Origin of the sequence: Sphingomonas hankookensis (assembly GCF_022664465.1) — a bacterium.
Taxonomy (GTDB): domain Bacteria; phylum Pseudomonadota; class Alphaproteobacteria; order Sphingomonadales; family Sphingomonadaceae; genus Sphingomonas; species Sphingomonas hankookensis.
In genome coordinates this window covers 276,165-288,153 of sequence record NZ_JAKREV010000004.1, presented here as the reverse complement: position 1 = coordinate 288,153, position 11,989 = coordinate 276,165, and the positions used below count along the sequence as shown (strand labels likewise).

Annotated in this window: 11 protein-coding genes; 3 read left to right on the top strand and 8 right to left on the bottom strand. The window is 66.7% G+C overall.

The window, feature by feature from the left end; all coding sequences use genetic code 11:
- The first annotated feature begins 92 nt into the window (after positions 1–92).
- Together MF610_RS12900 and MF610_RS12895 are read left to right on the top strand one after the other, a co-directional pair.
- Positions 93–359, top strand: a complete 267-nt coding sequence (locus tag MF610_RS12900) for a spike base protein, RCAP_Rcc01079 family (RefSeq protein ID WP_242197280.1) — start codon at positions 93–95, stop codon at positions 357–359.
- A 3-nt stretch (positions 360–362) separates the two neighbouring features.
- Complete coding sequence (locus tag MF610_RS12895) at positions 363–1,748, top strand: SGNH/GDSL hydrolase family protein (protein WP_242197276.1); 1,386 nt, start codon at positions 363–365, stop codon at positions 1,746–1,748.
- Between the two features lie 11 nt (positions 1,749–1,759).
- Here the strand turns inward: MF610_RS12895 and MF610_RS12890 are convergent, their stop codons facing one another.
- A complete protein-coding gene (locus MF610_RS12890) occupies positions 1,760–2,038 on the bottom strand; it encodes a hypothetical protein (RefSeq protein ID WP_242197274.1) in 279 nt (92 codons plus the stop codon).
- Between the two features lie 119 nt (positions 2,039–2,157).
- Here MF610_RS12890 and MF610_RS12885 point away from each other — a divergent pair, with 119 nt between their 5' ends.
- Positions 2,158–3,516, top strand: coding sequence for a family 16 glycosylhydrolase (locus MF610_RS12885; protein ID WP_242197271.1), 1,359 nt, complete (start codon positions 2,158–2,160; stop codon positions 3,514–3,516).
- Positions 3,517–3,727: 211 nt separating this feature from the next.
- Here the strand turns inward: MF610_RS12885 and MF610_RS12880 are convergent, their stop codons facing one another.
- The 7 genes from MF610_RS12880 to MF610_RS12850 form a co-directional block, all read right to left on the bottom strand.
- A complete protein-coding gene (locus tag MF610_RS12880; protein WP_242197267.1) occupies positions 3,728–4,861 on the bottom strand; it encodes an endo-1,4-beta-xylanase in 1,134 nt (377 codons plus the stop codon).
- Positions 4,809–5,798, bottom strand: a complete 990-nt coding sequence (locus MF610_RS12875) for a glycosyltransferase family 2 protein (RefSeq protein WP_242197264.1) — start codon at positions 5,796–5,798, stop codon at positions 4,809–4,811. Before MF610_RS12875 ends, MF610_RS12880 begins: the two co-directional genes overlap by 53 nt.
- Before the next feature lie 155 nt (positions 5,799–5,953).
- The gene (locus MF610_RS12870; protein ID WP_242197262.1) at positions 5,954–6,988 is read right to left on the bottom strand and encodes an acyltransferase family protein; all 1,035 of its coding nucleotides are present in this window, start codon (positions 6,986–6,988) and stop codon (positions 5,954–5,956) included.
- A complete protein-coding gene (locus MF610_RS12865) occupies positions 6,985–8,418 on the bottom strand; it encodes an O-antigen ligase family protein (RefSeq protein ID WP_242197259.1) in 1,434 nt (477 codons plus the stop codon). The genes MF610_RS12870 and MF610_RS12865 overlap by 4 nt, the downstream gene beginning before the upstream one ends.
- On the bottom strand, positions 8,418–9,869 hold the full coding sequence (locus MF610_RS12860; RefSeq protein ID WP_242197256.1) for an MOP flippase family protein: 1,452 nt from the start codon (positions 9,867–9,869) through the stop codon (positions 8,418–8,420). The genes MF610_RS12865 and MF610_RS12860 overlap by 1 nt, the downstream gene beginning before the upstream one ends.
- Positions 9,866–10,696: a hypothetical protein gene (locus MF610_RS12855; RefSeq protein WP_242197254.1), complete on the bottom strand. Its 831-nt coding sequence runs from the start codon at positions 10,694–10,696 to the stop codon at positions 9,866–9,868. Before MF610_RS12855 ends, MF610_RS12860 begins: the two co-directional genes overlap by 4 nt.
- Positions 10,689–11,978: a polysaccharide biosynthesis protein gene (locus MF610_RS12850; RefSeq protein WP_242197251.1), complete on the bottom strand. Its 1,290-nt coding sequence runs from the start codon at positions 11,976–11,978 to the stop codon at positions 10,689–10,691. The genes MF610_RS12855 and MF610_RS12850 overlap by 8 nt, the downstream gene beginning before the upstream one ends.
- Positions 11,979–11,989: the final 11 nt, after the last annotated feature.

Sequence of the window (11,989 nt, the reverse complement as noted above, 5' to 3'; positions counted from 1 at the left end):
CGGCAGGAAAAAACAACTTTCCTACAAGAAAGGCAGGAACATATGTGGAACATACGTCAGCGCGATCCTGCGTTGCCGTTCAGGAGGTTCCCATGCCCGATCCCTTCCCCTGCCACGGAGACAGCCCCGACGCACCGTCGCGTGCGCCCTACCTCGTCACGCCGTCGGACTCGACCGACCTGCCGGTCATTCCCAAGGGCCTGTACATCGGCACCGGCGGCGACGTGACGCTGCGCGGCATGAACGCCGCCGGCGACGTGACCTATCGCAACCTGCCCGACGCTTCGTACATCAACGTGCGCGCGCAATATGTCCGGGCGACCGGCACGACCGCCACCGACATCATCGCGGAGGCCTGAGCCATGGCAGGATTTTCCTCAGGCGCGCAGGGCGGCATCGGCGAACGGGCACTGACCGCGAAACTGCGCAACCGCAACCTCACCACCCCGCGCAACAACCGCATCTGCGTGTTCGGGCCGAGCCATGCGGCCAATCACTTCATGTCGGCGTCGGCCACCGGCCAGCCGGCGCAGCCCAGCGGTTCGATCATCGGACCGGTCAACTGGGCGAACTGTCTGAGCGGAGGCCGCGCCGTGCTCGACACCGGCGGCGCGCACGGCTTCAACGGCGACCGCACGATCGCCGATGCCGGCTATCCCGGCATGCTGTCGCGCCTCGATGCGGCGATCGCCAGCGGTGCGGGGCATATCGTGATGTGTGCGCCGACCGCGAACGATCGCAATTCGATGACCGCCGTGCAGTCCATCGCCGCGCTGACGACGATGATCGACCGGATCACCGCCGCCGGCATCTTCCTGACGATCCTGACCGACTATCCGCATGGATCGGCGGCACGGACCGACATGCGGTTGCAGAATACCACGGCCCAGCCGCAGATCGATGCGTGGCAGGTCGTCAACCGCTGGCTGCTGGGGCTGAACGCCGAACGCGGCGTGCGCGTGATCGATTGCACCGCGATCCTCGGCGACTTCACCAGCGGCTTCGGCCAGGGCGCGGCAGGCGTCACCTATGACGGGCTGCACCTGTCGACGCTGGGCGCATACATGATCGGGCGGGTGCTGGCGCGCGAATGGCGCAAGCTCTACCCGCCGCCCGGCGCGCTGCCGATGGGATCCGCCGAACGTCAGCTGCAGGCCGGGGCCAATGCCGCCCCGGTGCTGTCGCTGCAGCCCTATTTCGGGGGCACGACCGGCACGCTGGGCAGCGGCGCTACGGGCACGCTGGCTGCGGACTGGACGGCACCGGCACTGACCGATGGCGTCACGGGCACCTTTTCGAAGGTGGCGAGCGCTGCGTTCGGCGGGAAGTCCTATGCCGACGATGGCGATGGCCCCTTGTCGAAGGATTGGCAGCAGGTCGTGCTGGGCGGCACCGCCACTGCCAGCAACGAAGTCGTGGTGCTGCGCCAGTCGGTGACGTGCGCGATCGGCGACGTGCTGCGCGCCTGTGCCGAGATCGAGGTCGATGGCGGGTCGACCGGCCTCGCCGGGGTAACGCTGTACGTCTACCACAACACCAGCAACACGACGGTCCGGCAGTTCCAGATCCCGACCGTCACCGCGACCACCCCGTGGCCATCGGCACCGGTCGCCGGCATCCTGCGCACCCCGCGCTGGACGGCGGACAGCGCCTCGATGCTCCTGCAACTGGCGGTACGGCCGATCACCGGCCAGCCGTTGAACGCCACCCTACGCGTGCGCGGCATGGCGGTCGGCAAGGGGCTGTAGCCCTCAGCGGGTCAGGGAATACGCTGTTCGGTGCAGTCGAGCGTGCCGAGCAGCGTATTGCGCTGCCAATAACTGTCGGTCACGCCGCAACCGGTCGCGCGGTAGATCGCGGTGCGGGCGAGGCTGGTGACCTGTTCGGTGCGCGGTGCGGCGTCCTCGCCCCCGCGCACCTCGACCGAGCGATCGCGTGCGACCGATACGGTATAGCGTTGCCCGGCGACTTCGACGGTGCGGACCCGGACATCGTCCTGCTGGAGCATCGTGGCCAGCATCAGAACCAGCAGTGACAATGTAACGCATCCTTATTCCGAATAGCCAACGCGGCCTTTACCACGAGAAGCGTTCCTTAACACCTGTCGGTTACACGGCTTCCATCCTGCGCAGTCGAGAGCGCTTTGGGTGGAATGTCATGCAATCCAAGTATTTGCGTATTTTCATGATCCTGTTGCTGTCCAGTTGCGGCGGGTCCGGATCGTCGGGTGGCGGTACGGTCGTCACCGCGCCGGCGCCGAGCCCGGTCGCCCCGGCGCCGACGCCCACACCGACGCCGACGATCGCCGCACCGATCGCCACCGGCCCCTGCCCGCAGGCGGAGATGCCGTGGCGGTCGTTCGACTTCCGGCGCGGCATGGCATTTCCCGATCTGGCGGAGGCACGGGTCGAACCGGCGAGCTATGACGCGGCATCGGGCGTGGTCAACGTGCCCGTCGTGCTCGATCGCCAGACCCCGGTCACCGTCATCCTGCGCGTCGGCACGGTCGACGGCTCCGCGCGTGCCGGCGTCGATTTCCAGTGGACCAATCGCTGGGTCGTGTTCCGCCCGGGCGATCCGCTGCGCCAGACGGTGAAGATTCCGGTGGTCCGGCATGTCGAGGGGCGCAGTTTCACCTTCCAGATCAACCAGATCAACGGCGCGACCGGCGCGAACAACGCCGCCAGCGTCACCGCGACCGCTGCGGCGACGCCGTTCGAGAGCATCACCGATTGCCGCCGGGCCGGACGGTCGTTCCTTGCGACGGGGACGCTCGCCTATTCGCTCGACCGGTCGAGCTTCGCCATGTCCGACCTGGGGTCGGCGAATGCATGGGCGACGTCGCTTTCCTATGGCCGCGAGCGATTCGCGAACGAGGAAACCGGGCTGTACGTCGATTCGACGCTGCCGCCGTTCCGCCACCTCGACCCGACGTTCCGCTGGACCGACGAAGGGCTGGTGCTGCACACCGAACAGTTCGCGACGCCGATCGTCTATAACGGTTCGACCTATCGCCAGAGCGCCGCGATGCTCGACGGGCGCAAGCTGCAAGCGGCGCGGGTCACGTTCGGCCAGTATGAATGGGTCGCGAAGCTGCCCGACCGCGCCGGATCGTGGCCGGCGTTCTGGCTGAAGACCGATCGCGGCTGGCCGCCCGAAATCGACGTGTTCGAAGGGTTCAACTACCAGAGCTGGTGGAAGGCCGACACGTTCATCTCCTCGACCATCCATGGTGGCGAGGCGGGCAAGCGCGCCTTCATGACCGGCGTCGTCGCCGATGCCGAGGCGCTGTTCGGGATCAGCGGGCTGACCACCGGCTTCCACCGCTATGCCGTCGATATCCAGCCCGACTTCATCACGACCTTCGTCGACGGGATCGAGGTGAACCAGGTGGTGAACCCCTTCCCCGGCGAGACATGGTACCCGCTGATGGACGTCGCGGTGCGTGCGCCCGGCGACTATAGCGGCAAGTCGGGCGACATGGTGGTGCAGAATTTCCGCGCCTGGCGTAATTAAGGGGCGGGACTGTGCCGCATGCCAGCCGGTCGTTCCCTCGCTGACAGGACAAGGGAGCGGCGTTCGAAACCCTTCCAGGGTTTGATCCGTCGAGGTTACAGCAAACGTCATCCCAGCGAAGGCGGGGATCTCCCGGTTACGGCGCACAGCAGGAGCCGCGGGAGGCCCCAGCCTACGCTGGGGCGACGTTGTTTTGCGGAAGGATCAAACGCTACGCGGCCCCGCGCCGCCAGCGGGGGCGCGCTGGCGCGTCGAGGAACGCCTGCGCGATGGCGGTGCGCATCGGCTTGGGCCGCAGGTTCGCGTCATAGGGCAGCGCGCGGGCGACGCCGCCGTTGGGCCAGGGGTCGCTGGCGAAGCGGCTGGTGAGCCACGAATAGCGATCGGTCACCCCCCACGTCATCACGGTCCGCGTCGCCGGATTGTCGAGCGCCACGTCGAGAAACGCCTTCGCCGCCGCCGCCATGTCGATGTCGCGCTGCCGCGGGTCGTTGCTGCCGCCGCGGTCGCTGAAATCCATCTCGGTGATCGAGATGCGCAGCCCCATGTCGGTCACCTGCCGCAGGAAGGTGGCGAACACTTCCTGATCGAACTTGTCCTTGTACGGTCGCAGATGCGCCTGGATGCCGAGGCCGTCGATCGGCACGCCGCGCTGTTTCAGGCGGCTGAGCAGCAACAGAAGCGCGTGGCGCTTGCGCTCGTTCCACGACGTCGCGGCCTCGATGCCGAATTCGTTCAGGAACAGCGCGGCCGACGGATCGGCGGCGCGGGCGGTGTGGAACGCCATGTCGATATAGCGTTCGCTCAGCACCGCCCAGATGTTGTTGCGGGTGCGCATGCCCAGCGGCCAGCCGTCGGCGGGCTCGATCGCTTCGTTGACCACGTCCCATTCGGCGATCCGGCCGCGATAGCGCCCGGCGACCTTTGCGACATAATCGGTCAGCAGCTTGCGCTTGGCGGCGATCGGCAGGTCGGACTTCATCTGCACGTCGAGCCACGGCGGATTGGTCGCGTACCAGCACAAGGTATGCCCGCGCATCGCCATGCCGTGCCGCTGCGCATAGGCGACGATCGCATCGAGCGCGGCGAAGTCGTAGCGGTCGGGCGCGGGCTGCAACTGCGCGCGCTTGCCCTGATATTCCGATACCAGCATCGCCGCTTCCCGCGCGACGATCGCGGCATAGCCGGCATCGCCGAACAATGCGTGTGTGCCGGTCGAGGTGCCGTAACGGACGCCTTTGGCAGCGGCGAGTTGCTTGAGCGGCGAGTCGGTCTGCGCCCCCCAGGCGATGTCAGGCGACAGGCCTGCGCACAAGGTCGACGCGAGAAACAGGCGGCGATCCATCAATCTTTCTCCGGCCCAGGTTGCGCAGCGCGATCATACTGTCGGCCAGCGCCCGGTACCATGATTGCGGAACGTAGATTTGTAGAAAGATGACCGCCGCCATGCGGATATTGTACGACCGGCCGAACAGCGCGCGGGCATAGAGCTTCGTACTGCGCCACGGGCTGCGCCGCATCATCCCCTTGGCGACGTGCCAGCCCATGTAGCCGCGATAGGCCATGTCGGGGATGTCCGGGCGCAGGTCGTTGAGCCAGCCGATCGAATCGACCATCTGCCCGGCGTGCGACAGGCGGTCGGGGCGGACGTCGTCGGCCCACACCACGCTCGGCGCGTCGCTCATGCGGAAGCGGCAGCCCGCCAGTTGCAGGCGGACGGCGAAGTCGACATCGTCGCCGAACGACACGTCCTCGCGGTACAGCACCCGCGCCGCGATCGCGCGGGGCACCACCAGCCCGCTGGTCTGCACGAACCCGCGATCGCACATCAGGTAGCAGGCCATGTTCTCGCCCTCGCCGATCGGGCGCGGCGGCTTCACGATCCAGCGCCCGCCGCCCCGGTCGGCGATGACCGGGCTGTACGCGGCGACCGTCTCGGTCGCGTCGAGCAGCGCGTCCATCGTGCTCAGGTGATGCGGCAGGAACCGGTCGTCGGAATCGAGGAACGCGACATAGCGGCCGCGCGCGCTGCGGATGCCGAAGTTGCGCGCCGAGCTGGCCCCGCCATTGGCGCGTGCCAGCACGCGCAGCCGGGGATCGGTCACGGCGGCCAGCTGCGCCACGCTGTCATCGGTCGATCCGTCATCGACCACGATCACCTCGAAATCGGTAAAATGCTGTTCCAGCACCGATTCGACCGCGGCGACGATCGTCCGCGCACGGTTGTAGTTCGGGATGACGACCGAAATCTTGGGCCAGGGAGCGGCGCCCGTATCGCTCACCAACCGGTCCGCCGCGCTGTGACAGGGCGATCCCGGCGCGGTACGATGGGTAAGCACTTCACGGACACGACTCCACCCTTTCGACGCCATCGCAGGTTTCCTGCAGATGGACCCTAACGCCCTGCCGGTGAACGACGTCCTAAAACGCAGCCAATCTATGCAAGATAACGCGCAAAAAAACGAATACCCGTAATCCGTTGCACTACCATGCGTACGACGACGGGCCCCGCCACCCCGGCGGTCATCAACGCAACAAGGAAAGCGGGGTTCCAGCCGCCCTGTACGGGCAGGACCTTCAGCCAGACCAGCTTGGCGACACCGATGAAAATCGTGTTCATCAGGTAGATCGCCATCGAATTGTCCCCGACCCAGCGCAGCAGCGTGGAGCGCGTGATCGCGGGCGTCAGGACGATGCCGTGCAGCGCCGGTGCGGACAGCAACCCGCAGAATACCAAGGCGTAGTGCGTCCGTCCGAAGAAGACGATCAGCACGACGAGCAACGCGAGGCACGGCCATGCGATCCGGCGCAGCAGCGGATAATAATGGTCGCGGCGCAGAGCAGCGACGCCGCCGACCGCGAAGAACAGGAAGAAGCGCAGGATGCGGGCGAGGTAGAAGCGTTCGGTGACCGGACCGAGATAGGCGATGGCGATCATCGCGGCGGCCACTACCAGCAGCAGCCCGGCCTTCCGCCCGACCGCGCGCCACAGCAGCGGCGTGATGATGCAGTAGCTGAACAGGACGACAAGGTACCAGATCGAGATGCTGGGATTGTCCGGCGCGTTGGTCAGGACGTCCATCACCCCCTGCGAGAAGCTCGATACCCCGTCATGCACCTCGCCGATGCGCGACGCGTAATATTTGCCGACGATGACGAGGAAACCGAAGGCGAGGAACGGCAGCATCAACCGGTCGAACCGGGCGACGACGAAGCGACGATATCCGCGCGCCAGTGCCTCGTGCCCGTTGGTCAGGAAGAATACGAAGCCGCTGAGATACATGAAGAACGGCATGTGGAAGGTGTAGATCGCATCGCGCAGCACCGCATAGCCCTGCGTCTCGCCAGGCGAATTGGTCTGCACCAGATGGCCGAACACGACGAGGAGCATGCCCAGCCCCTTCGCGACGTCGATGTCGACGAGCCGCGCCCGTGGTCGTTCGTTCGCGGCCGTTGCCACCTTGTCCGTCATCCGTCCGTTCCGATTGGTGCGATGGGTTTGCCTGCCATGCGCAGCGCGGGCCGCTGCGCATGGCGCGCGCGATAGCGCAACTGTTGTCCGAGGATCGCGATCAGGTAGATCACCCATACTTCACGGTCACGGCTGTAAAGCTGCGTTTCGAGGAAATTCTCGCAAAAGGCGAAGACGAACAGGAGGAACACAAGCGTGTTCGCCATGATCTGGCTGCGATCGCGCTCGCTGAGCAGCTGATAGAGCGGGTAGAGGATCGCCGCCAGCAACGCGAGCGTCAGCCCCGGAATACCGGTCGTCGCCAGCAGCTCAAGATAACCGCTGTGCGAATGGACCATGAACTCCTGCGTCGGTTCGTTCACATACGGCAGGATCGGTGTCGGCGTGACGTTCACCCCCCAGAGCGAGCTGTACCCCGCCCCGAGCCACGGATGGTCGCGCACGAAGCCAATGACCGCTTCCCACAGCCCGGCGCGGCCGGTGAACGACTTGGGATCGTCGAGAACCCGTTCGATCACGTACATCTTGGCGAAGACGAGGAACGTCGTGACACTGGCGAGCGCAATGAAGCCGAACGCGAACCAGTTCCGTCCGAAATCGCGGGTATAGGCCTGATAATAAAGCCAACCGATAGCGAGCGTCGGGACCAGCAGCAGCGCAGGCGTCTTCGACTTAGTGCCGGCGAGGAAGATGATGGCGACCGCGACCAGCAGCCATTGATACGCGCGCCGTTCGCGAATGGCATAGTGCAGGAACAGGATGATCGACGCGGCGGTCACCGCGCCCGCCGTGTTTTTGTGCACGAACACCCCGCGCCAGCCGCCGGCGATCGACGGATCGGCCTCGGTCATCGGATGCTTGGCGAAGGGGAAGATCGGGACCGCCAACAGCGATATGATGACGCAGGTTGCGAGCAGCCAGTAAAGAACACGCATTGAGCGTTCGGGCCCTAGCAGGTCGATACCCATCGCCAGCGACGAGATGACCGTCAGCAGCAGCACCACCCGTCGCAGCGAGACCGCCGGATCGATCGCCCATGAGATGCTGAGGATGATCCACGCGAACAGGACGAGCTGAAAGATGGACAGGCATTTGGGGAGTGTCCAGCCGCGCAGACGCACCCACAACGAGACGAACGCGCCGCTCGAAAGGACGTAGAGGATCTGCTTGGTCGAATCTCCCGACGCCACCGACGCCTTGCGGATTTCGCGCGCGAGTTCGCCGTCAGCCTCGCCCGAACTGATGCGGACCATGACGAACAGCAGGAAGATGTAGAACAGCACCTGCAGCAACCGCATCAGCCGGTCCTGATCGTCGAAGATCGACGCCCGGTCGCGCCAGCGGCGATAGGGCTTGCCCGTGCCGGTGACCGCAGGCGCGGGGTCGCGCCGCCAGGGGCGGGAAACGGGCGTCCTCGCGCTATCGGTCATCAGCCTGCTTCTCCACGCCTACGCCCGATCAGCGCCAGCATCGACCGCAGCCAGGTGCGGTTGATGATCCAGCTGACCGACAGATACACCAGTCCGCCCGCGATCCCGCCGACGACGATCCGCACGAAACTGTCCGACACCGGCATCGCGACCAAGGTCGCCACGACCGCCGCGGCGGCGCTGGCGATCAGCGGCATCACCCATTGGCGGTTATATTCGATAAAGCCGGCATCGGTCAGCGGACGGACCACGCCGGCCCATACCGCCAGCGCAAAGCACAGATAAAACAGCGTCATGCCGATCGCAACGCCCATCGTGCCCCATCCGGCGGCGATCCCGACCGCGATCGCCAGCGTCACCGTCACCGACAGCGCCTGCACCAGCGCCAGTTTCGACCGGCCGGTACCATAAAGCAGGCTGCCGATCGGGTTGCCGATCGACCGGAACATGCCCCACAGCGCGAACATGCCGAGCAGGTCGGCGGCACCGGTCCAGCGCGGCCCCAGCGCCAGCAGCGCGACGTCGTGGCGGAACGCGGCGATGAAGGCATAGATCGGGAAATTGATCGCCGACGTCATCGCCAGCGTTGTCAGGTATACGCGGCGGATACGCGCCTTGTCATTCTGCACCTCGGCCAGCAGCGGCGTACCGACGCGGGTGATGATGGGGTTGGTCGCCATCATCACCTTCAGGCACAGCTCGCGCGGGACCGAATAGATGCCCAGCATCGTGCTGCCCAGCAGCCGGCCGACGATCAGGATGTCGATCTGCACCGACGCGGTGTTCGCGAGGCTGGTGCCGAGCAGATACATGCCCGACGACAGATACGGCTTCGCATCGGCCCAGCGGAAATGCAGTCGCAGCCGCCAGTCGGTCCGCGCGAAGATCCAGTAGAGCAGGCTGTTACCGCCGCTGACGATCAGCAGCGCGGCGACCAGCGCATAGACGCCCGCGCCGTGCCAGGCGGCGACGATCGCGACCAGCGTGCTGAGCGCCGCTGACGACAGTTCGACGATGGCGATGGTGCGAAATTCCAGCCGCTTTTCGGCCAGCACCTTGATCTGCTGCCCCAGCGCGAGGAACAGGAACGAACAGCCGGCCAGCGCCAGCGGAATCGCCGCCCGCGGATCGCCGAGGAAGCTGGCGAGCATCGGCGACAGCGCCGCGATCAGCAGCGTCATCGCCGCGCCGACCGCGACGTTCAGCCAGTACAGGCTGGACAGCGCATCGTCGGTGATCTGGCGGGCGTGGATAATGACCGAGCTGACGCCGAGGTCGGCGAACAGCTGGACGAAGGCGGTGACGCTCAACACCATCGCCATCAGGCCGAAATCATGCTGCGACAGCAGCCGGGCAAGCGCGAAGATCTGCAGCGTCTGCAACAGCACCCGCCCCGCCGTGGCGAGGCTGGTCCAGCGGACCGCCGCGATCGCGCGCCCCTTCACGCTCACCGGACATTCTCCGGCAGGCCGTACGCGTCGATGATCGCGGCAAGCTGTTCGTCGTTGTTCGACCCGTCGACGAAATTGACGTTCATCAACGCCACCGCCTGCGACCCCGGCCATTCGCGAAAGCGGCGGTTCGGGCCGACGCGGCGCACCCCCGCCCCCGACAGCCGCGCCATCCAGTTGAGCCAGACGTCGTCGGTGGTCGGGCACAGCGCCAGCAGCCGGTCGACCCGCGTTACGTCGGGATGGAAGATGCCGGGCGGGTAGAAGATGCCGCCGATGCCGGTCGCGAACAGGTTCGGCGTGTCGCCGGTGTCCGACACCGTCATCTCCCAGCTGGCATAGGGCGCGAGGCCGTTGCCGACGACGCGCATGCGGTGCGCGCGGTGGCACAGTATCTCGCGTCGGTCTGCGCGATAGGCGTCGGTGATGTACCCCAGCCAGTCGGACGGGTAATAGACATCGTCGTCGGCGGTCACGATCGCCGCCTCGGGATAGTCCGCCAGCGCCGGGATGATCTTCTTGTACGAGCGCAAATCCTCCGCCTCGCGGATTGTCAGCCCGCGCGCCTTGAGCGCCAGCACGTCGGCGGGCAGCGCCGCCATGTCGCCCGGCGCGATCCACAACACGATCGCGTCGGGCTTCACCTGTTGCGACAGCAATGTCGCGAGCGTCGGCGCCAGCGTAGGATAGCGTTTGGGATAGGAGGTCAACGAGACGACCACCGGAAAGGGCAGGCCATGCGGCCGTTGCCGCACGGTGCGCAGCCGCACGAACGCGAAACGCTGCAATGCGCCCAGATAGGCGGCCTTGGCGATCGATTTAAGCATGTCCGTCCATTCCCGTTCGCATCTGCCCGGTCGAGCCGCGCCATGCCCGCTCGGCGGCGCGGATGCCAGCGAACATTGCCAGCTGGCCCAGCGCAATTCCGGCCAGCGTCCAGGCCGCGGGCAGGAACCACAGCAACAGGACGACCGACACCACCGACACGCCGCAAGCCAGCACGCTGGTCATCGCCAGCGAACGGAACCGGTCGGCAGCCTGCAGCAGGACGCTGGGCGGGACCAGCGCGCACTGGATCAGCGCGATCACCGCGCTGAGCGCCACCGCGACCCGCACCGCGCCCGCATCCAGCGTCGCCGGTACCACGAGGTGCGCGGCGAAGGCGAGGATGCCGCCCGCCAGCACGACGGTCGCGCCCCAGATCAGGAACAGGACCATGCGGAAATGGCGCAGCGAGCGATAGGCCGCGGGCGCCCCGCCCTCCGCCAGTTCGCGCGCCATGCGCGGCCGTTCGGTCTGGGTCAGCGCGGTGATGACCACGTTGAGCGGGCGCAAAAACAGCACCGCGACCCCCAGCGGCGCGAACGCCGCCGGGCCGAGCATCGCGGTGACGAGATAGCTGTGCGCGTTGCTGGTCGCCTCGGTCGTGGCGACGCCCATCAGCGCCCATGACGCCTGTCCGCGCCAGATCGGCAGATAGTCGCGCACCGGCGCGAACGGTCGTACCAGATCGCCCAGCATCGGCGCGAAGCACAGCATCCCCGCGGCGGAGGCGATGACGAAGCCGATCGCCACCTGCACGAAATCGCCGCCGGTCAGCAGCGTCGCAACCGACCATCCGCTGAGCACCACGGCATAGGCCAGGTCGGACCATGCCGCCTGCATCGGCTGGTCGCGGATATAGGCATCGTTGCGCGCGAACCAGCGCAGCAGCAGCAGCGCCGTCGCGACGCCGAACCCGATGCCGGCCTGCCCAGAGGTTCCGGCGGCGACGATCGCGCCGCTCAGCGCGCCATAGCCGATCGCCAGCCATGTGCCGACCATCGTCAGCACCGCGACGGTGCGCCCCACCCGCCCCTCGCGCGCGGCGGCGACCGAATGCGGCGCGCAGACCAGCGCGTTCGACAGGCCGAACCCGAACTGGATCAGCGTGATGGCGAAGGCCAGCATGCCGATGTCGCTGGCCGGCAGCCGGGCGATGGCACATGCCTGCGCCACCAGATGCGCGACCGACACGAGGGCGGAGGAGATGCTGACCAGCCCGTAACGGCGCAACGCACCGCCGATGGCGGCACGGCGTCCGCCGGTCGACGGCGTTGGCGTGGTCATGATACGGCGCA